Annotated in this window: 16 protein-coding genes and 1 riboswitch; of the genes, 4 read left to right on the top strand and 12 right to left on the bottom strand. The window is 66.7% G+C overall.

From position 1 onward, the window contains the following. Positions 1 to 15 precede the first annotated feature (15 nt). Entirely contained in the window at positions 16 to 1,083 is a 1,068-nt protein-coding gene (locus AC0KXH_RS17235; RefSeq protein ID WP_167650316.1) for an NAD(P)-dependent alcohol dehydrogenase, read from the top strand. A gap of 42 nt (positions 1,084 to 1,125) precedes the next feature. Here AC0KXH_RS17235 and serB read toward each other — a convergent pair whose 3' ends face one another. Further along, positions 1,126 to 2,340 carry a phosphoserine phosphatase SerB gene (serB, locus tag AC0KXH_RS17240; protein WP_041108157.1) on the bottom strand — a complete coding sequence of 405 codons (1,215 nt, stop codon included), beginning with the start codon at positions 2,338 to 2,340 and terminating at the stop codon, positions 1,126 to 1,128. 185 nt (positions 2,341 to 2,525) lie between these two features. Between serB and AC0KXH_RS17245 the strand changes: the two genes are divergently transcribed. Continuing rightward, on the top strand, positions 2,526 to 4,061 hold the full coding sequence (locus tag AC0KXH_RS17245) for an AhpA/YtjB family protein (protein ID WP_488223765.1): 1,536 nt from the start codon (positions 2,526 to 2,528) through the stop codon (positions 4,059 to 4,061). A 65-nt stretch (positions 4,062 to 4,126) separates the two neighbouring features. Here AC0KXH_RS17245 and AC0KXH_RS17250 read toward each other — a convergent pair whose 3' ends face one another. The 9 genes from AC0KXH_RS17250 to AC0KXH_RS17290 all read right to left on the bottom strand — a co-directional run bounded on the left by AC0KXH_RS17250 (position 4,127) and on the right by AC0KXH_RS17290 (position 13,340). Next, complete coding sequence (locus tag AC0KXH_RS17250) at positions 4,127 to 4,825, bottom strand: PqiC family protein (RefSeq protein WP_041108161.1); 699 nt, start codon at positions 4,823 to 4,825, stop codon at positions 4,127 to 4,129. A 144-nt stretch (positions 4,826 to 4,969) separates the two neighbouring features. Further along, on the bottom strand, positions 4,970 to 7,219 hold the full coding sequence (gene parC / locus AC0KXH_RS17255) for a DNA topoisomerase IV subunit A (protein ID WP_041108163.1): 2,250 nt from the start codon (positions 7,217 to 7,219) through the stop codon (positions 4,970 to 4,972). Next, positions 7,216 to 7,743, bottom strand: a complete 528-nt coding sequence (locus tag AC0KXH_RS17260; RefSeq protein WP_041108164.1) for a retropepsin-like aspartic protease family protein — start codon at positions 7,741 to 7,743, stop codon at positions 7,216 to 7,218. The genes parC and AC0KXH_RS17260 overlap by 4 nt, the downstream gene beginning before the upstream one ends. Then, positions 7,740 to 8,723, bottom strand: a complete 984-nt coding sequence (locus AC0KXH_RS17265) for an esterase-like activity of phytase family protein (protein ID WP_041108166.1) — start codon at positions 8,721 to 8,723, stop codon at positions 7,740 to 7,742. The genes AC0KXH_RS17260 and AC0KXH_RS17265 overlap by 4 nt, the downstream gene beginning before the upstream one ends. Next, complete coding sequence (parE, locus tag AC0KXH_RS17270) at positions 8,720 to 10,606, bottom strand: DNA topoisomerase IV subunit B (protein ID WP_041108168.1); 1,887 nt, start codon at positions 10,604 to 10,606, stop codon at positions 8,720 to 8,722. The genes AC0KXH_RS17265 and parE overlap by 4 nt, the downstream gene beginning before the upstream one ends. Before the next feature lie 9 nt (positions 10,607 to 10,615). Then, entirely contained in the window at positions 10,616 to 11,233 is a 618-nt protein-coding gene (locus AC0KXH_RS17275; protein WP_041108170.1) for a YqiA/YcfP family alpha/beta fold hydrolase, read from the bottom strand. 93 nt (positions 11,234 to 11,326) lie between these two features. Then, on the bottom strand, positions 11,327 to 12,142 hold the full coding sequence (gene cpdA, locus AC0KXH_RS17280) for a 3',5'-cyclic-AMP phosphodiesterase (RefSeq protein WP_043222210.1): 816 nt from the start codon (positions 12,140 to 12,142) through the stop codon (positions 11,327 to 11,329). 137 nt (positions 12,143 to 12,279) lie between these two features. After that, positions 12,280 to 12,726: a DUF1249 domain-containing protein gene (locus AC0KXH_RS17285; RefSeq protein ID WP_061337546.1), complete on the bottom strand. Its 447-nt coding sequence runs from the start codon at positions 12,724 to 12,726 to the stop codon at positions 12,280 to 12,282. Next, positions 12,723 to 13,340, bottom strand: coding sequence for an NUDIX domain-containing protein (locus tag AC0KXH_RS17290; RefSeq protein WP_041108175.1), 618 nt, complete (start codon positions 13,338 to 13,340; stop codon positions 12,723 to 12,725). The genes AC0KXH_RS17285 and AC0KXH_RS17290 overlap by 4 nt, the downstream gene beginning before the upstream one ends. Before the next feature lie 204 nt (positions 13,341 to 13,544). Here AC0KXH_RS17290 and AC0KXH_RS17295 point away from each other — a divergent pair, with 204 nt between their 5' ends. Then, on the top strand, positions 13,545 to 14,273 hold the full coding sequence (locus AC0KXH_RS17295) for an RsiV family protein (protein ID WP_488223766.1): 729 nt from the start codon (positions 13,545 to 13,547) through the stop codon (positions 14,271 to 14,273). Positions 14,274 to 14,363: 90 nt separating this feature from the next. Here AC0KXH_RS17295 and thiC read toward each other — a convergent pair whose 3' ends face one another. After that, a complete protein-coding gene (thiC, locus tag AC0KXH_RS17300) occupies positions 14,364 to 16,247 on the bottom strand; it encodes a phosphomethylpyrimidine synthase ThiC (RefSeq protein WP_488223767.1) in 1,884 nt (627 codons plus the stop codon). 96 nt (positions 16,248 to 16,343) lie between these two features. After that, a riboswitch (TPP riboswitch) is annotated at positions 16,344 to 16,450 on the bottom strand. Positions 16,451 to 16,644: 194 nt separating this feature from the next. On the opposite strand from thiC, the gene AC0KXH_RS17305 reads away from it, so the two are divergent. After that, positions 16,645 to 18,102 carry a TolC family outer membrane protein gene (locus AC0KXH_RS17305; protein ID WP_061339261.1) on the top strand — a complete coding sequence of 486 codons (1,458 nt, stop codon included), beginning with the start codon at positions 16,645 to 16,647 and terminating at the stop codon, positions 18,100 to 18,102. 105 nt (positions 18,103 to 18,207) lie between these two features. On the opposite strand, the gene waaA is transcribed toward AC0KXH_RS17305, so the two are convergent. Next, positions 18,208 to 19,479 carry a lipid IV(A) 3-deoxy-D-manno-octulosonic acid transferase gene (waaA, locus tag AC0KXH_RS17310; RefSeq protein ID WP_200629373.1) on the bottom strand — a complete coding sequence of 424 codons (1,272 nt, stop codon included), beginning with the start codon at positions 19,477 to 19,479 and terminating at the stop codon, positions 18,208 to 18,210. Positions 19,480 to 19,578 lie beyond the last annotated feature (99 nt).

Consider the following 19,578-nt stretch of genomic DNA (forward strand, 5'->3'; position numbering starts at 1 on the left):
GAAACCGCCGTGGTCATGATGAGAGCCGCCGTCTTCGTCGAGCCGGGTCGTATCGAACTGCAGGACAAGCCGATCCCCGAGATCGGACCCAACGATGCGCTGCTGCGCATCACTACCACCACCATCTGCGGCACCGACGTGCACATCCTCAAGGGCGAATATCCCGTCGCCCCGGGGCTCACGATCGGCCACGAGCCCGTGGGCATCATCGAAAAAATCGGCGCCAACGTGCAGGGCTATCGCGAAGGCCAGCGAGTCATTGCCGGCGCCATCTGCCCGAGCTTCACCTCCTACGCCTGCCAGGACGGCGTGCCCTCGCAGGACGGCGGCTGCAGCTGCCACGGCTACAAGCCGATGGGCGGCTGGCGCTTCGGCAATACCATCGATGGCACCCAGGCCGAATACGTGCTTGTGCCCGATGCCCAGGCCAACCTGGCACCGGTGCCGGATGGTCTGAGCGACGAGCAGGTGCTGATGTGTCCGGACATCATGTCCACCGGTTTCGCCGGGGCGGAAGCCGCGAACATCAGGATCGGCGACATCGTGGTGATCTTCGCGCAGGGCCCGATCGGGCTCTGCGCCACCGCGGGCGCAAAGCTGCGCGGTGCGAGCACCATCATCGCCGTCGACGGCGTCGATGCGCGACTGGACATCGCCCGCCAGATGGGCGCCGATGTCACCCTGAACTTCCGCAACGTCGACGTGGTGGACGAGGTCATGAAGCTGACCGGCGGCCGCGGGGTGGATGCTTCGATCGAGGCCCTCGGCCTGCAGAGCACCTTCGAAAGCGCGCTGCGGGTGCTCAAGCCGGGCGGCACCCTGTCGAGCCTGGGCGTGTATTCCAGCGACCTGACGATCCCGTTGGGCGCGTTCCATGCCGGCCTTGGCGACCATCGGATCGTCACCTCGCTGTGCCCCGGCGGCAAGGAGCGGATGCGCCGGCTGATCAACGTGGTCGAGTCCGGCCGGGTCGACCTCAGCCCGCTGGTGACGCATCACTATGCGCTGAACGATATCGAGCAGGCCTACGACCTGTTCGCCCATCAGCGCGACGGGGTACTCAAGGTCGCGATCAAACCCTGAACACGGACAGCCCGGTCGGCGAGGAGCCGGGCTGCCCGGCCTTCACTCCAGGCCTTCGCGGTCGCGAAAGCCGAGCAGGTAGAGAATGCCGTCCAGGCCGAGCGTGGAAATCGCCTGCTTGGCCGACTGCTTGACCAGTGGCTTGGCACGGAACGCGACGCCGAGCCCGGCGAGCCCGAGCATCGGCAGGTCGTTGGCGCCATCGCCGACAGCGATCGTCTGCTCCAGGCACAAGCCTTCCCGCTCGGCCAACTCGCGCAGCAGGTCGGCCTTGCGCTGGGCATCGACGATCGGCTCGACGGCAACGCCGGTAAGCTTTCCGTTCTCGATCTGCAGCTCATTGGCGAACACGTAGTCGATACCGAGCCGCGCCTGCAGCTGTCGGGCGAAATAGCTGAAGCCACCGGAAAGGATCGCGGTCTTGTAGCCCAGACGCTTGAGTTCGGCGAACAGCACCTCGGCGCCTTCGGTTAGCCGCAGGCTCGCACCGATCTCGGCCAGCACCGTTTCGGACAGCCCTTCGAGCAGCGCCAGGCGCTCCTTGAAGCTGGCACGAAAGTCCAGTTCGCCACGCATCGCGCGCTCGGTGATCTCCGAGACCTTGTCGCCGACGCCGGCGGCCTTGGCCAGCTCGTCGATCACCTCGGCCTCGATCAGCGTCGAATCCATGTCGAACACAGCCAGACGCCGATTGCGTCGATACACCGAGTCGCGCTGGAAGGCGATGTCGACGTTCAGCTCCTGCGCGACGCTGAGGAATTCGGCGCGCAGCGCCGCGGTGTCCTCCGGCTCGCCGCGCACGGAGAACTCGATGCAGCCCTTGCCGCTCTCGTCGGGAAGCCCCAGGGGGCGCCGTCCGGAGAGGCGGTCGATATGGTCGATGTTCAACCCGTACTTGGCGGTAATGGTGCTGACACGGTGCAGCTGCTCGGCCGTGACCTTGCGCGTCAGCAGCGTCACGATATGCCGCGGCTTGCCCTGACCGGCGACCCACTGCTCGTAGTCGGCTTCGGCAACCGGCGTGAAGCGCACCTGCTGGTCATGCTTGTAGGCGGTGAACAACACGTCCTTGAGCACCCCGGAGGCGGCTTCGGTGGCGGGAATCTCGACCAGAATGCCGAAAGACAGGGTGTCGTGGATCACGGCCTGGCCGATGTCGAGAATGTTCACCCCATCCTGCGCCAGCACGCCGGTGATGGCGGCGGTCAGGCCCGGACGGTCCTCGCCGGTGATGTTGATCAGGACGATATCGCGCAAGGCGCAGCTCCCCTAGCAAATTAGGCCGGCATTCTACATCAAGGCCTCGCACCGACGCGCCCTGCCCGCGCAATGCCGACGCCAGCGAAGAGACTTTTCGTCAGCCGCCGACGCCAGACCTTCAACGCCCTGCAGGCTTTCCCTATACTGCGCGGCAATTTCCCTTCGAGAAGAGCCGCGCCCCTGTGAACCGGCCCGCGTCCGTCAAGCCTGACAATTTCTTCCTGCTGCTCTACCGCGCGATCCGCCAGCACCGCGTGCCGCTGGTGCTGCGCATTGCCGCGCATACCCTGCTGCTCGTTGTTCTGGCGCTGGTCATCTATTCCTGGGTCATCGGCATGCAGTTCAAGCACGCCATGGAGCAGCAGGCCGATGCCCTCGGCCAGAGTCTGGTGACCCAGACCGCCGCGTCCGCCACCGACCTGCTGGTGGCCAACGACATCCTCAGCCTCAATGTGCTGCTCAGCAACCTGGTGAAAAACCCGCTGGTCGCGCATGCAGCGATCTACAGCGTGGACAACCGTGTGCTGGCCGAGTCCGGCTCGCGGCCGCAGCACAACCTGCTCGGCGAGGACCGCGGCCTCTATTCGACTCCGATCAGCTTTCAGGAAGTGATCGCCGGGCACCTGCGCATCAGCCTGGACATGACCCAGTTCCAACAGCCGATGACGATCAGCCTGCAGAGCATGGGGTTGCTCAGCCTGATCCTGCTGGCCTTGGCGCTGAGCCTGAGCATGCGCCTGGGGCGCCAGCTGTCGATGCCTCTGATGCAGCTGCGCCTTTGGCTGCGCGATCCCGACGATCCCGCGCCGGGGGCCGGCCGCCAGGACGAGATCGGCGACCTGGCGCGCCAGCTGCAGGCACGCCTGGTACCGGAAAAGCCGGAACCCGAGCCGGAAATCGACCTGGGCGACATGCTCGAGGAGTTCGACGCCGAACCGCCAGTCCAGCAGTCGACGGCAGCTGCACCGACCAGCGCATCCCACCAGGCGTTTGCGGACCTCGACGAGGACGACGAGCCGCCGCTGTCCGCGCGCGATCGTTTCAGTGCCGACGAGGAGGACGACTTCGATCCGTTCGCCGAGCAAACCCCCAGTGCGCCGGCACCTGCGTCGGTGCCGCCTGCGGTCGCTGCAACGCCGGCCCGCAGCGCCGTGCTGGCCATTCAGCTCGGCGCCCAGGAGCAGTTGCGCCGCCTGCCGCGCGAACGCCTGACCGACCTTCTGCAGCGCTACCGCGACTGCCTGCAGCAAGCCGCCACGCTCTACCAGGCCGAGCTGCACACACTGAACGACGGCAGCAGCCTGATGCTGTTCCACAGCCAGGACGACGAGCAGAATTACCTGACGCACGCGGTTTGCTGCGGCGAGCTGATGCGCGCGCTGGGACATGCACTGCAGATCGAGGTCGCCGATAGCGGCATGACGCTGCAACTGCACCTGGGCCTGACAACCGGCCAAGGACTGGCCGACCTGGGCCAGGGCGAACTGCTACTCAGCGAGGCGGCGCAGGCCGCGCTGGACCTGGCGCAGCACAGCCGCAATCTGGTGCTGGTCGAGCGCTCGATCGGCGACGATTCACTGATTCGCCAGCGGGCGCGGATCCGCCCGATTGCCAGCCCGGAAGGGGCCTGCTGCGTCGAGCGCCTGCTCGACCCCTACCCCTCGCTGCTGGAGCGCCAACTGGCGCGCATGCACGAGCTGCGCAACCGTCACGCCTGAGAGTGATGGGGCAGCGAGCCGCGCAAACGGTTTTGCGCCGCCCTGGTGATCATCGGGCGGCGGGCTTAGAAGCGGAACACTTCCATATCGGTACGCAGCGGCTCCAGCGCCTTTAGTCGTGGCGCCTCCGGCTCGCTGCGCTTGGGCGCCTTCACCGTCGTCTTGGCGGCGTTGCGTGCGACGAGTACCGGCTCGATCGCCTCGGCGAGCATGACGCTCAGGCGCTGTAGCAACCGGCTCTGCGCCTGCACCTGATCGGTGATGCTGCCCTGATGTGCTTCCTGCAAGCGCACCAGGCGACTGCCCTGGCGCTTGCCGTGCTCATCGAGCAGCCGCCATTGCGCCTCCAGCACCGCAGGGTGCTGCGGGCCGGAGTCCAGGCGCGTGATAGCCAGCTCGATCTGTACATCGGCAACGAAGCCTTCGCTGGCTGGTGCAGACTCGATCTTCTGGGTCTTCAGCTGGGTAGCCAGCTGCCGCATCAGCAGTTGGTCGACGTCTTCCTTGAGGCTGCCGGCCCAACGGGCTTGCTGCGGGTCGGCGGCGATACTGCCATCGGGCAGGCGCTGCAGCAGCGCATCGCGCTGCAGGTAGTCGGCCACGCTGACCGGCCCGAGCAGCACGGCCACACCGCCCTCCTGTTCGGGCATCTCGGCCACGCCATTGTCGAGCCGGTACAGCGGCAGCGGCTGCTGGGCGACACAACCGACCAGTGCGGTGCTGGCCAGCAGCAGAACGAGGGGGAAACGCAGCACGTTGTTCATTACCTTCATGACGTTCAGGGCCACGCCTGTCTGAGTCGTTCAGCACGCAGCGACCAGGCGCCGTGGCCGGTCGCAACGTTGGAAAGGCGGGTATCTTCCGTTAATCGGCGCCCGGGTTCCAGCGTGAATTTGGCTCGACCTGTGTCAGCTTTCCACACGCAGCCCATCGACCCGCTGGAAGCCGCGTGGCAGCTTGTTGCCGCGCCGGCCGCGCTCGCCCTTGTAATGTTCCAGGTCTTCGGCCCGCAGCGACAGGGTGCGCTTGCCGGCCTGCAGCACCAGGGTCGCGCCGTCAGGCAGCACTGCCAGGTCCACCAGATATTCCTCGCGACTGGCCACGCGATCGCCGGGGATGCCGATGATCTTGTTGCCCTTGCCCTTGGCCAGCTGCGGCAGATCCCGCACCGGGAACACCAGCAGACGCCCTTCGGTGGTGACCGCCGCCAGCCAGTCCTGGTCGAGGCTACCCAATGGGCGCGGCGCGACGACCCGAGCGCCGTTCGGCAAGGACAGCAGCGCCTTGCCGGCCTTGTTCTTGGCCTGCAGATCGTCGCCCTTGACCACGAAGCCATAGCCCGCGTCGGAAGCAATCACGTAGAGCGCCTCATCCTCGGGCAGCAGCACGCACTCGAAGCTCGCCCCCGGCGGCGGGGTCAGCCGGCCGGTGAGCGGCTCGCCCTGGCCCCGCGCCGAAGGCAGCGAGTGCGCCGCCAGCGAGTAGCTGCGCCCGGTCGAGTCGATGAACACGGCGAACTGATTCGAGCGCCCGGCGGCGGCCGCCTTGAAGCCGTCCCCGGCCTTGTAGGAAAGCCCCGCGGCATCGATATCGTGACCCTTGGCGCAGCGCGCCCAACCCTTCTCGGAGATCACCACGGTGACCGGTTCGGACGGCAGCAGCTCGTTCTCCGACAGGGCACGCGCCTCGGCGCGCTCGACGATCGGCGAACGCCGTGCATCGCCATAGGTCTCGGCATCCTCGAGCAGTTCCTTGCGCACCAGCCTTTTCAGCTTGGCGTCGCTGGAGAGCAGGGCCAGCAGGCGCTCGCGCTCCTTGGCCAGCTCGTCCTGCTCACCACGGATTTTCATTTCCTCCAGCCGCGCCAGCTGGCGCAGGCGGGTGTCGAGAATGTAGTCGGCCTGCAGCTCGGAGAGCTCGAAGCGCGCCATCAGCACCGGCTTGGGCTGGTCCTCGGTACGGATGATGTGAATCACCTCGTCGAGGTTGAGGAAGGCCACCAGCAGGCCTTCCAACAGGTGCAGGCGCCTCTCCACCTTGTCCAGTCGATACTGCAGGCGACGACGCACGGTGCCGATGCGGTAGGTCAGCCATTCGCCGAGCAGGACCTTGAGATTCTTCACCTGCGGCCGACCATCGAGGCCGATGACGTTGGTATTGACGCGGTAGCTGGACTCCAGGTCGGTGGTGGCGAACAGGTGCTGCATCAGCTCGTCGGCGTTGACCCGGTTCGAGCGCGGAATGATCACGATGCGGCAGGGGTTCTCGTGGTCCGACTCATCACGCAGGTCGGCGACCATCGGCAATTTCTTGGCCTGCATCTGCGCGGCGATCTGTTCGAGCACCTTGGCGCCCGAAACCTGGTGCGGCAGCGCGGTAACCACCACGTCGCCATCCTCGACGCGATAGACCGCGCGCATGCGCACCGAGCCACGGCCGCTCTCGTACATCTTCAGCAGGTCGGCGCGCGGCGTGACGACTTCCGCCTCGGTGGGGAAATCCGGGCCGAGGATGTGCTCGCAAAGTTGCTCGACGGTGGCGTTCGGCTCGTCGAGCAGGCGCACGCAGGCGGCGGCCACTTCGCGCAGGTTGTGCGGCGGCACGTCGGTCGCCATGCCCACGGCGATGCCGGTGGTGCCATTCAGCAACAGGTTGGGCAGCCGCGCCGGCAACGTGGCGGGCTCCTCCAGCGTGCCATCGAAGTTCGGCACCCAGTCGACCGTGCCCTGCCCGAGTTCCGACAGCAGCACCTCGGAATAGCGCGACAGGCGCGCCTCGGTGTAGCGCATCGCGGCAAACGACTTGGGATCGTCGGGCGCGCCCCAGTTGCCCTGGCCATCGACCAGCGTGTAGCGGTAGGAGAACGGCTGGGCCATCAGCACCATGGCTTCGTAGCAGGCCGAGTCGCCATGCGGGTGGAACTTGCCGAGCACGTCGCCGACGGTGCGCGCCGACTTCTTGTGCTTGGCGTCGGCCGAGAGCCCGAGCTCGCTCATGGCGTAGACGATTCGCCGCTGGACGGGCTTCAGACCGTCGCCGATGTGCGGCAGCGCGCGATCCATGATCACGTACATGGAATAGTTGAGATAGGCCTGTTCGGTGAACTCGGCGAGGGAGCGGCGCTCCACGCCTTCCAGGCTCAAGAGGGATTCGCTCATGGTCGATCCGTGGCAGATTGGCGCAGCACCAGGGTGCCGGCGCGCTGGGTGAATTCGAGTTGTTTCAGGGCGCTCATGCCGAGCAGGACCTGCTCGCTGAGAAAGCCGGGGGCGACGATGGCGCGCACGTCATGCAGCACGATGTCGCCGAGTTCCAGCCGGGCCAGGCGCGTACGGTAACCGGTGCTCGGGCCATTGGCCGTCTGCAGCATGACCGGTGCGCCGCGCTCGAGGCCCAGGCGCTTGGCCAGTTCGATCGGCACCGCGACATCGGTCGCGCCTGTGTCGAGCAGAAAGGTCACGCGCTCGCCGTTGATGCGTCCATCCGCGACGAAGTGGCCGCTGGCATTGCCGGCCAGCTGGACCTCGACCTGGCCGCCTTCGATGCGCGAAACCGGCTCGCGGTTGGGGTTGAAGCGGTTGTCTTCCCAGTCGGCGAAAAAGCGCGTGGCCAGCAGCAGGCCCGCGCCCCAGGCGAGCACCAGCATGACCCGCCCGGCCCGTCGCCCCGCAGTCTGGGTCACGGCCGCGCGCCCCAGCCGCCGGCCGGAGCGGCGAAGCGCCAGATCACCGGCCGGCGTTCGCCATCGGCGCGCGCCTGGCCGTTGTTGTCCACGCCGATCCAGGCGCCTTCGGCATCCACCCAGAGCGCTTCGGCATTACCGAATGCACTGGGGTAGCGACGCGACTCGGCCAGCGCCGTGTCGGCATAGGACCAGCAGCGCTCGACATCGCCGGTCGTGGCGGCACGCCGGCATACGCGGTGGGCGTTAGGCTCGAGGCTGTACAGTGCGCCTTCGTGGTAGGCCAGATCGGTGAAGCCGAGCGGCAGCGGATCAGCGCCCAGGGCTTGCGGCGGTGGCTCGCTGCCGCCTTCGGCAAACAGCACGCAACCGCCCGTGCACTGAAAACTGCTCTGCTGGCGATGCAGCACCAGTACGCCACGGCGCTCACGCTCGGCCGCCAGCCACAGGCGGGCGGCTTGCGGGTCGACGGCGATGCCTTCGAGCATGGCGTTGAAGTTCAGCAGCATGCCGCTGGCGCGCGCCTGGCGTACCAGCGAGTCGGGTAGCGTCAACCATTGCGCCGAACCGGCCGGGCTTACCTGCAGCACGCCGGCATGGGCTTCGCTGACCAGGTAGCGATTGCCGAGCGCATCGCAGGTCAGCCCCTCGAAATCCATCTCGCCGCCGCGCACCGCCGCGCTCGCCAGGACACGCATGCGCATGCCCCAAGGCAGCCCGCTGTCTGGCACTGGCGGCAGCTCGAACGGCTCGGCGTCGGCACGCCATGGCGAGGCGCTTGCATCGAGCCGATAGAGCCGGTCGTCCTCACGGTCGGACACCGCCCACAGGGCGTCGCCACACCAGGCCAGCCCCGACAGGTTGCCGGCAGGCATGCCATCGACGACCTGCTCCTCGATCAGCTGCAGCTCTGCCACCTGAGCCAGCGCCAGCCACGGCGCACAGACCAGGCCCAGCGCCGCCATCCAGCGCCGCATCAGACCAGCACCTCGGCCAGATTGCCCTTGGATTCGAGCCAGGATTTGCGGTCACCGGCGCGTTTCTTGGCCAGCAACATGTCCATGATCTCGCGCGTGCCCTCGAAATCTTCGAGCGTCAGCTGTACCAGGCGCCGGGTATTCGGGTCCATGGTGGTCTCTCGCAGCTGCAGAGGGTTCATCTCACCAAGGCCCTTGAAGCGGGTGACCTGTGGCTTGCCGCGTTTCTTTTCCGCGGCGAGACGCTCGAGGATGCCGTCGCGCTCGGCCTCGTCGAGCGCGTAGTAGATCTCCTTGGCCAGATCGATGCGGTACAGCGGCGGCATGGCGACGTACACATGCCCCGCCTCGACCAGCGGGCGGAAATGCCGTACGAACAGCGCGCAGAGCAGCGTGGCGATGTGCAGGCCGTCGGAGTCGGCGTCGGCGAGAATGCAGATCTTGCCGTAGCGCAGCTGGCCGAGGTCATGGGCGCCGGGATCGACACCGATGGCCACGGCGATATCGTGGACTTCCTGACTGGCCAGCACCTCGCCGCCATCGACCTCCCAGGTGTTCAGGATCTTGCCCCGCAACGGCATGATCGCCTGGAACTCCTTGTCCCGCGCCTGTTTGGCCGAACCGCCGGCCGAGTCGCCTTCGACCAGGAACAGCTCGGCGCGCATCGGGTCCTGCCCGGCACAGTCGGCGAGCTTGCCGGGCAGCGCCGGCCCCTGGGTGATTTTCTTGCGCTCGACCTTCTTGCCGGCCTTCAACCGTCGACCCGCGTTGCTGATGGCCAACTCGGCGAGCTGCAGGCCGAGGTCGGGGTTGGCGTTGAGCCAGAGGCTGAACGCGTCCTTGACCACACCAGAGACGAACGCAGCCGCCTCGCGCGAGGACAGGCGCTCCTTGGTCTGCCCGGAGAACTGCGGCTCCTGCATCTTCATCGAGAGGACGAAGGCGATGCGCTCCCAGATGTCCTCGGGCGCCAGCTTGACCCCGCGCGGCAGCAGGCTGCGGAACTCGCAGAACTCACGCATCGCGTCGAGCAGACCCTGGCGCAGGCCGTTGACGTGCGTGCCGCCCTGCGCGGTGGGGATCAGGTTGACATAGCTTTCCTGCACCGCGTCGCCGCCTTCGGGCAGCCACAACAGTGCCCAGTCGACCGCCTCGGTATTGCCCGCCAGGCTGCCGGTGAAGGGCTCGTCGGGCAGGCGCTGGAACTCGCTAACCGCATCGGTGAGGTAGGAGCGCAGTCCGTCCTCGTAATGCCACTCGACCTTCTCGCCGCTGGCGCGATCCTCGAACGACACCGCCAGGCCCGGACAGAGCACGGCCTTGGCCTTGAGCACGTGCTTGAGGCGACTGATGGAAAACTTCGGCGAGTCGAAATACTTCGGGTCGGGCCAGAAATGCACACTGGTCCCGGTGTTGCGCCGGCCCACGCTGCCGACGATTTCCAGCTCGCTGGCCTTGAAGCCGTCGGCGAAGCTCATGCGGTACTCGTTGCCGTCACGCTTGACCGTCACCAGCACCCGCGTCGAGAGCGCATTGACCACCGAGATACCCACGCCGTGCAGGCCGCCGGAAAACTGGTAGTTCTTGTTCGAGAACTTGCCGCCGGCATGCAGCTTGGTGAGGATCAGCTCGACCCCGGAGACGCCCTCCTCCGGGTGGATGTCCACCGGCATGCCACGGCCGTCGTCGATGACCTCCAGCGAGTTGTCGGCGTGCAGGATCACCTGCACCGCGCGGGCATGGCCGGCCAGCGCCTCGTCGACGCTGTTGTCGATGACCTCCTGCGCCAGGTGGTTGGGGCGCGCAGTGTCGGTATACATGCCGGGGCGCTTGCGCACCGGATCGAGCCCGGAAAGAACCTCGATGGCTTCTGCGGTATAGGACATGGAGCTCCCTTAGAGAACGGAAAAGTCGATGTCTAGCCAGCGCGCCGGGGCCACGCCGGCGAACGCCAGCAGCGCGGGCAGGCGTTCGGCGAAGCCCTGGAAACCATGGTCGCCACCGGCCTGGATACGCAAGGCACAGCCCTTGTAGAAATCGGCTGCACGACGATAGTCGAGGGTTTCATCGCCGGTTTGCAGCCAGACCTGATAGCGCGCCGGATCCGCTGGCGGCGGTGTTTCCAGCTCGGCCAGCGCCGCGACGTGGTCGTGGGTCAGCTCCCAGACTTCGCCGGTGTAGAGATTGGTCTGCGCGCCCAGGTAGCCATCGAACAGGCGATGCGGCAGCACTGCCGGATTGATCAGCAGGGCCTTGAGGCCATGGCGCTCGGCCAGGTGCGTCGCATAGTAGCCGCCCAGGGAGCTGCCGACCAGCAGCGGGCGCCCGAGCTCGTCGATGCACTGCTCGAGCTGAGCGATCGCCCGACGCGGATGATGATGCAGCTCGGGGACGCGCAGTCGCTCGGCCAGGCCGACCCGCTGCATCGCTGCGCTGAGCTGGCTCGCTTTCTGTGACAGCGGCGAACTGTTGAAACCGTGAATGTAGAGAATGGCGGGTTGAGCGAGGGTCATTGGAATGCAGGCCGAAAAGGACAGGAAAGGCTACAAGGCCCGAGCGACCCACCGCAAGCCGAGCGCCCCGACGGCCCTCACGACAGGGCCCGCTCAATATCCCCGGACGCTGTAGTCGACCTCGAAGGCGATGCCGCTGACGCGGGAAACGCCGGTTTCGATCCGGCCGTCGGCATGCAGCCTCAGCCAGCGGTAGCCGGGTGCGCGGGTGTCGACCTGGAAGTCCTCGCTGCCGGGTGCGAACTGCACGCCGGTCGACGGCGACGCCAGCAGGCGCACGCCGTCACGCCAGCCGTCGAACTCCTGGTGAATGTGTCCCCACAGCAAAGCACGCACGTTGCTGTGCCGGTCGAGCACCTCGAACAGCGCCTCGGCATCGTGCAGCCCGATGCGGTCCATCCAGCGGCTGCCGATCGCAACCGGGTGGTGGTGCAGGCAGATCAGATGATGGCGATCCGGCGCCTGGCGCAGCGTCCGCTCGAGAAAGGTCAGCTGCTCCTCGGCCAGGCGGCCGAACACTGCGCCCGGCACCAGGGTATCGAGCAACACGACCCGCCAGGCGCCAACTTCGGCGACCGGCTCCAGCAGGCGTTCCGGATCGGCCACCGCGCGCATGGCGGTCAGTTCGTCGTGGTTGCCCGGGCACCAGCGAATCGGCGCACGAAGACGCGACGACTGCTCGCGAAAGCGCTGATAGGAGGCAACCGAACCATCCTGCGAAAGATCGCCGGTCGCCAGCGCCAGATCGATCACCGGCTGTTCGGCCAGCACCAGATCGACGACCTTGCCCAGGCTGTCATGGGTATCGAGCCCGAGCAGTCGGCCGTCCGCCTCGGCGAACAGATGACTGTCGGTGATCTGCACCAGCAGCACGGAATCTTCAGCGGTGGTAAGGGGGGCGCCCGGCAAGACCCTTCTCCTCGAACGGAATCGCCTGAAATTATGGTGGCCAGCCCCGTGAGGGGTAAACCACGGGTTTGGTGCCTCGGTCACATAACCGGCCGTTCACCCTGTACGCCGGCCCGCTCACCTGACCGCCGCAGCCGTCAGAGCACCGGAGCCAGTTCATGCCCGCAGGCCAGGCAATGGCTCAGCCACTCGCCAAGGAAGAGATTGAGCTGGCTCTTCTCGTCGGGCTGGTGCATCTGCGCGTTGGGATAGGCGTAGATGCTGCGCAGGCGCCGGGCGTTTTCCGCCCGCACCACCTCGGCCATGCGCGCGTCGTGGTACACGCGCACCTCCATCTTCGGCACCGGCAGCCAGCTCAGGCAATGCGCCTGACTGACCTGCACGGTACTGGTATAGGGGCAGCTCTCGAGCACCTCGAGCGTCAGCACGCCGAGGGCCAGATCGCCCTGGCTGAGGGCGATGCGGCGGGTCGCACCGACTTCGCGCATCTCGGGCAGCAGGCGCGTCAGCCGCAGATAATTGGCCTCGCAGGCGGCCTGCAATTCGCGCAGGTCGACGCGGTAGCGCTCACGCACCAGCCTCATCGCCATGCTCCCCTCACGTCGTCACGATTGAGCGCCAGCCATTGCAGGGCGATGATGCTGGCCGCGTTGTCGATGCGCCCGTCACGAACCGCCTGCAGTGCCTGCGCGAGCGGCCAGACATGCACGCGAATGTCCTCGCCCTCTTCGGCCAGCCCGAAGACGCCACCGGCAGTGGTGCTGTCGCAGCGTGCCACGTACAGGTGCACCTGCTCATCGCTGCCGCCGGGCGACGGGAAGTAGCGCGTCACCGGCCAGAGTTCGCCCAGCGTCACGCCCGCCTCTTCCATGGCCTCGCGGCGAGCCACCTCCTCCGGTTGCTCCTCCTTGTCGATCAACCCAGCCACCAGCTCGATGAGCCAGGGGTTGCTGACCTTGCCATAGGCGCCGACACGGAACTGTTCGATCAGTACCACCTGATCGGTCCGAGGATCGTAGGGGAGCACGCAGACGGCATCGTGGCGCACGAAGAGCTCACGGCTCAATTCGGCGCCCATGCCGCCGGCGAACAGGCGATGGCGCAAATGCAACCTTTCCAGCCGGTAGAAGCCGCTGAAGCATTGCTCACGTCGGAGGATCTGGACATCATCCGGACCCGGTTCGAAGGTTTCGGTCATTACTGCTCACTTTTGACTTCGGTTGCACCAGCGCAGCAGCGCCGGCACCTGGGGCGAATGAGAAGCTCCGCTGCCATGCTAGCGCGACAGCGGCAACGGCGCAGCCTCGGGCCGACCAGGCGGTCGCCCGATGGCCGCATGACGCCTGACGAACTTCACCCACCGACGACACTCGAAACGGCACTCGTATCGATAGGCAATCCGATGAAGCGTTCCCTGACTCTCGCCTCCCTGCTGCTGGTACCCCTGCTGCTTACCGGCTGCCAGCATGGCCTGCTGGCTCCAGCGATCGAACCGACCCGCAAGGTCACCGAGGTCAAGCCCGCCGGCTGCAGCAATGAAGACTGCCCACTGGTGAACATCGACCTGCAGCGTTTCGATCTGCCCGAGCTGGACCGTCTGGTCGACCAGCGCCTGCGGCAGATGACCCTCAACGCGCCGGACGACCGGCTGCCGGCCACGCTCGAAGCCTACCAGGCGGACTTCCTGGCCCGCGCCGAACCCGGCTGGGCAAGCTACCTGCAGGCCAAGCTGCGCGAGCAGCACGATGGGTTGCTGGTGGTCGAGCTGTCCAGCTATCTCTACACCGGCGGCGCCCACGGCATGCCGGGGCGTGGCTTCATCAATTTCGACCGCGAGACGAATCGCGCCGTCGGCCTGCAGGACATGCTCGTACCGGGCAAGGAAGGGGCCTTCTGGCGGCTCGCCGAGCAGGCCCATCAGCGCTGGCTGGCGGAAAACGACCTGGCCGGCGACCCGCAGTTCCAGCAGAACTGGCCGTTCCGCGAAACAAGCCATATCGCCCTGCTGAAAGACGGCGCGCTGCTCAAGTACGACGTCTACAGCCTTGCGCCCTACTCCTTCGGACATCCCGAACTGCTGATCGACTACGACCAGCTCAGGGGCATCCTGCGCGAGCGGTTTCTGCCCTGACCCCCACTGCGCATGGCGGTGGCGGAGCCGCCATGCGCAGCAAGGCGCCCGGCGCGCCGGCGGCCGCAACCGCCCGCCACCTCCAGGCGATCACACCTGCTTGTAGATCACCGAGCCTTCCTCGCGGAAGCGCTCGGCCTGCTCCTTGAAGCCCGCCTCGATGGCCTTCTGCTCCTCGGTCAGCCCGTTCTCGGCGGCGTAGTCGCGCACTTCCTGGGTGATCTTCATCGAGCAGAACTTCGGCCCGCACATGGAGCAGAAGTGCGCGACCTTGGCCGACTCCTTGGGCAGGGTCTCGTCGTGATAGGCCCGCGCGGTGTCCGGGTCGAGGCCGAGGTTGAACTGGTCTTCCCAGCGGAACTCGAAGCGCGCCTTGGACAGGGCGTTGTCGCGGATCTGGGCACCGGGGTGGCCCTTGGCCAGATCAGCAGCGTGGGCGGCAATCTTGTAGGTGATGATGCCGGTCTTCACGTCATCCTTGTTCGGCAGGCCGAGGTGCTCTTTCGGGGTGACGTAGCACAGCATGGCGCAGCCGAACCAGCCGATCATGGCCGCGCCGATACCGGAGGTGATGTGGTCGTAACCCGGTGCGATGTCGGTGGTCAGCGGGCCGAGGGTGTAGAACGGCGCCTCGTCGCAGCATTCCAGCTGCTTGTCCATGTTCTCCTTGATCATCTGCATCGGCACATGGCCGGGGCCCTCGATCATGCACTGGACGTCGTGCTTCCAGGCGATCTTGGTCAGCTCGCCGAGGGTTTCCAGCTCGCCGAACTGCGCAGCATCGTTGGCATCGGCGATCGAACCCGGACGCAGGCCATCGCCGAGGCTGAAGCTGACGTCGTAGGCCTTCATGATTTCGCAGATTTCCTCGAAGTGGGTGTAGAGGAAATTCTCCTGGTGGTGCGCCAGGCACCACTTGGCCATGATCGAGCCGCCGCGCGAGACGATCCCGGTGACGCGCTTGGCGGTCAGCGGCACATAGCGCAGCAGCACGCCGGCATGGATGGTGAAGTAGTCCACGCCCTGTTCGGCCTGCTCGATCAGGGTGTCGCGGAACAGCTCCCAGGTCAGGTCCTCGGCGATGCCACCGACCTTCTCCAGTGCCTGGTAGATCGGCACGGTGCCGATCGGTACCGGCGAGTTGCGGATGATCCACTCGCGGGTTTCGTGGATGTGCTTGCCGGTGGACAGGTCCATCACCGTGTCCGAGCCCCAGCGGATGCCCCAGGTCAGCTTGGCCACTTCTTCCTCGATGGAGGAGCCGAGCGCCGAGTTGCCGATGTTGCCGTTGATCTTCACCAGGAAGTTGCGGCCGATGATCATCGGCTCCAGCTCCACGTGGTTGATGTTGGCCGGGATGATGGCGCGGCCGCGGGCGACTTCGCTGCGGACGAACTCCGGGGTGATTTCCTTGGGAATCGACGCACCAAAGCTTTGGCCCTGATGCTGGGCACTCAGCAGGCCGGCCTCGCGGGCTTCGGCGAGCTTCATGTTCTCGCGGATGGCGACGTACTCCATCTCCGGCGTGATGATGCCCTTCTTCGCGTAGTGCATCTGGCTGACGTTGTGCCCGGCCTTGGCGCGGCGTGGATTGCGCACGTGGGCGAAGCGCATGGCGGCCAATTCGGCGTCGTTCAGCCGGCGGTTGCCGAATTCGGAGGACAGGCCCGGCAGCTTCTCGGTGTCGCCGCGCTCTTCGATCCAGGCGCTGCGCACGTCGGCCAGGCCCTTGCGCACATCGATCGTGACGTTCGGGTCGGTGTAGGGGCCGGAGGTGTCGTAGACAGTGACCGGCGCGTTGATCTCGCCACCAAAGGCGGTGGGCGTCACGTCCAGGCTGATCTCGCGCATCGGCACGCGGATATCGGGCCGCGAACCCTGCACGTAGATCTTCTGCGAACGCGGGAAGGGTTGAATGGATTGCTGGTCGACCTGGGCGCTTTCGCTCAGATTCTTGTTGCTTTGCACGCTCATCGGCTTCTCCTGGGAAATGTCGGAGCGAACCTGAGCAACACGGCGGATCAAGGGCACAGGGGGCCGCAGTGGCGGCGAGAGGCTCGCCGGTACCGCGGGCGAGGACATCTTGTTCCCTACGCAGGCCTTAACCTGATCAGGTTCAACGGGATCCGGAACTGTCCGATCTCAGCCCATGGCTCTGGGCACCCCGACAAGAACGAACCCGAGTCTAGAGGAGAGCGTTGGCGAATGCCATCGGCAACCGGCCAGGCGCCCGACCAGCGGGTCACAATCAGTCCGACGAACCACCGCGATGACCGCTTGCCAGCCCCGCAACGACGCCTGTTGCACGCGCCTTGACCCTCCAACACCTGCCGCTTAGCCTTCAGCGCTACGCCCCCCCGAGGATGGACCCATGTTCCGCAAACTTCCCCTGGCCCTCGCCCTGGCCGCATTGACCAGCGGAGCGGCTCTGGCCGCGCCCGAGGCGCCCCTGGCCAGCCGGACGGACCTGATCAGCGTCTACCAGCAGGCGGTCAACAACAATGCCGATCTCGCCGCGGCCCGCGCGCAGTTCCGTGCCACCCAGGAAGTCGTTCCGCAGGCACGCGCCGGCCTCCTGCCGAACCTGAGCGCCGGCGCCGAGCTCAGCGATACCGAAACGGACGTGGACACCAGCCTGGGCAACCGCAACCTCTCGCGCAGTGGCACCACCTACCAGGCCGTGCTCAGCCAGCCGCTGTTCCGCGCCGACCGCTGGTTCCAGCTGCAAGCGGCGCAGGCGCTGAGCGAGCAGGCCGCCCTGCAGTACTCGGTGGCCGAGCAGGATTTGGTGCTGCAGAGCGCCCAGGCCTATTTTTCGGTGCTGCGCGCGCAGGACAACCTGGCGGCGATCAAGGCCGAGGAGGCCGCCTTCAAGCGCCAGCTGGACCAGGCCAATGAGCGTTTCGACGTCGGCCTGTCGGACCGCACGGATGTCCTCGAAGCCCAGGCCGGCTACGACACCGCGCGCGCCAACCGGATGATCGCCCAGCGCCAGGTCGACGATGCCTTCCAGGCGCTGTTCACCCTGACCAACCGCGAATACCTGGCACTCGAAGGCATCGAGCATGGCCTGCCCGTGCTGCCACCGGTGCCGAACGACGCCCGCGCCTGGGTCGATACCGCCACCCGGCAGAACCTCAACCTGCTGGCCGCCAACCATGCCGTCGACGCCTCCGAGCAGACGCTCCGCCAGCGTCGCGCCGGGCATGCGCCCACGCTGGATGCCGTGGCCTCCTATCGCAAGGGCGACAACGACGCCCTCGGGTTCGCCAACAGCGGGATGGCCGACGCACTGCCCGGTTTCCCCCGCTACAACGGCGACGTCGAGCAGCGCAGCATCGGCCTGCAGCTGAACATACCGCTCTATACTGGCGGCCTGACCAGCTCCCAGACCCGCGAGGCCTACTACCGGCTCGACCAGACCGAACAACAGCGCGAAAGCCTGCGCCGCCAGGTGGTCGAGGCCACGCGCAACCTGCACCGTGCGGTGAACACCGACATCGAGCAGGTCCAGGCACGGCGGCAGTCGATCATCTCCAACCAGAGCGCGCTGGAGGCAACGGAGATCGGCTACCAGGTCGGCACCCGTAACATCGTCGATGTGCTCGACACCCAGCGCCGCCTGTATGCGGCGGTTCGCAACTACAACGACGCGCGTTACGACTACATTCTCGATACGCTTCGCCTGAAGCAGGCCGCCGGCACCCTCAGCCCGGACGACCTCGCCGAGCTGTCGGGCTACCTCAAGGCGGACTACGACCCGGATCAGGACTTCCTGCCCCCGGATCTGTCGCAGAGCGTCGGCCAGCCGGTGCGGGTCGATTATTGAGACAGGGTCTGCGAAGGCTCGCTTGAGCCATGATCGGGTGGGCTTCAGCTCACCCGACCTCTCCGAGCGCCCCGCCGCTCACGGGCGCGTTCACCCGCCAGGCCGCTACCGGCCAAGCAAGCGCTCGAGTCCCGCCAACAGCCGTTGCAGCGCGCCCTGGTTGGCCTTGAGCACGCGCAACCCGGCGTCACGCATGCCTTGCGCGACCGCCGTATCGCACCAGAGCTCGCCAACCGCCCTCGCCAGCTGCTCGGCATCCGCCACTTCGCGCAGCGCACCGGCCTCGCGCAGTTGCGCTGCGATCTCGAGGAAGTTGAACAGGTGCGGCCCGCTGAGCACCGGCTTGTCCAGCGCCGCCGGTTCCAGCAGGTTGTGCCCCCCGTTGGGCACCAGGCTGCCACCGACGAACGCCACGTCGGCAAGCGCAAACAGAAACAGCAGCTCGCCCATGGTGTCACCGACCAGTACCTGCGTTTCGCCCTGAACCGCTTCGCCGGTCGAGCGCCGAACCGCGCTCAGGCCTTCGCGGCGGCAGAGTTCGAACACCGAGGCGAAGCGCTCCGGATGCCGCGGCACCAGGATCAGCAAGGCGTCAGGGTGCGCAGCGAGCAGGGTGCGATGCGCGGCGAGCACGATTTCGTCCTCGCCCTGGTGAGTGCTCGCCGCTATCCAGACCGGGCGATGCTGCGCCTGCCATTGCCCACGCAGTTGCTCGGCCCGCTGCGGCAGCGCCGGGTCGATGCTCAGGTCGAATTTGATCGAGCCGGTGACCTGCACACATGCGCTGCGGGCGCCGAGCCGGCGAAAGCGCTCGGCCTCGGCTTCGGTCTGCACCGCGATCAGCGCCAGTTCACCGAGCATTGGCGCGGTCAGCCCGAAAAAGCGTGCATAACCGCGCGCAGAACGTTCGGACAGGCGGGCGTTGGCCAGCGCCACCGGAATACCGCGCTGCGCACACTGATGAATGTGGTTCGGCCAAAGTTCGGTTTCCATCACCACCGCGAGCCGCGGACGGGCCCGCTCGATGAACCGCGCCGCGGCCCAGGGCAAGTCGTAGGGCAGATAGCAATGCTGCACGCTGTCGCCAAACAGCGCACGGATGCGCTCGGAACCGGTCGGCGTCATGCAGGTGACGGTGATCGGCAGTTGCGGATGGCGCGCCATCAGCTGGCGAATCATCGGTGCCGCGGCAATGCTCTCGCCCACCGACACGGCATGCACCCAGATGCCGCCGGGACGCAACGCCGGCAGCCCGAGCGCGAAGCGTTCACCGATGCGCTGCCGATAGGCCGGCGCACGGCGTCCGCGCCAGAACAGACGCAGCAGGATCAGGGGCAAGCCGAGGTGGAACAGCAGCGTATAGAGGGTGCGATTCATGGGCGCGGAGCTTAACAAGCCGCCTGGCCGCGAGCCACAGCCGCTGCCGGGCGAACTTGTCAGCGGGAGCACGACCGAACGATATGGCCCTCGTCACCA

Source organism: Stutzerimonas sp. CXK-1, assembly GCF_057738225.1.

Excerpts from the sequence above, each read along its gene's own strand:
- AC0KXH_RS17235 (WP_167650316.1), top strand. The coding sequence starts at position 16 with ATGATGAGAGCCGCCGTCTTCGTCGAGCCGGGTCGTATCGAACTGCAG.
- AC0KXH_RS17250 (WP_041108161.1), bottom strand. The coding sequence starts at position 4,825 with ATGAACAACGTGCTGCGTTTCCCCCTCGTTCTGCTGCTGGCCAGCACC.
- parC (WP_041108163.1), bottom strand. The coding sequence starts at position 7,219 with ATGAGCGAATCCCTCTTGAGCCTGGAAGGCGTGGAGCGCCGCTCCCTC.
- parE (WP_041108168.1), bottom strand. The coding sequence starts at position 10,606 with ATGTCCTATACCGCAGAAGCCATCGAGGTTCTTTCCGGGCTCGATCCG.
- AC0KXH_RS17275 (WP_041108170.1), bottom strand. The coding sequence starts at position 11,233 with ATGACCCTCGCTCAACCCGCCATTCTCTACATTCACGGTTTCAACAGT.
- AC0KXH_RS17285 (WP_061337546.1), bottom strand. The coding sequence starts at position 12,726 with ATGAGGCTGGTGCGTGAGCGCTACCGCGTCGACCTGCGCGAATTGCAG.
- AC0KXH_RS17290 (WP_041108175.1), bottom strand. The coding sequence starts at position 13,340 with ATGACCGAAACCTTCGAACCGGGTCCGGATGATGTCCAGATCCTCCGA.
- AC0KXH_RS17295 (WP_488223766.1), top strand. The coding sequence starts at position 13,545 with ATGAAGCGTTCCCTGACTCTCGCCTCCCTGCTGCTGGTACCCCTGCTG.
- thiC (WP_488223767.1), bottom strand. The coding sequence starts at position 16,247 with ATGAGCGTGCAAAGCAACAAGAATCTGAGCGAAAGCGCCCAGGTCGAC.
- AC0KXH_RS17305 (WP_061339261.1), top strand. The coding sequence starts at position 16,645 with ATGTTCCGCAAACTTCCCCTGGCCCTCGCCCTGGCCGCATTGACCAGC.
- waaA (WP_200629373.1), bottom strand. The coding sequence starts at position 19,479 with ATGAATCGCACCCTCTATACGCTGCTGTTCCACCTCGGCTTGCCCCTG.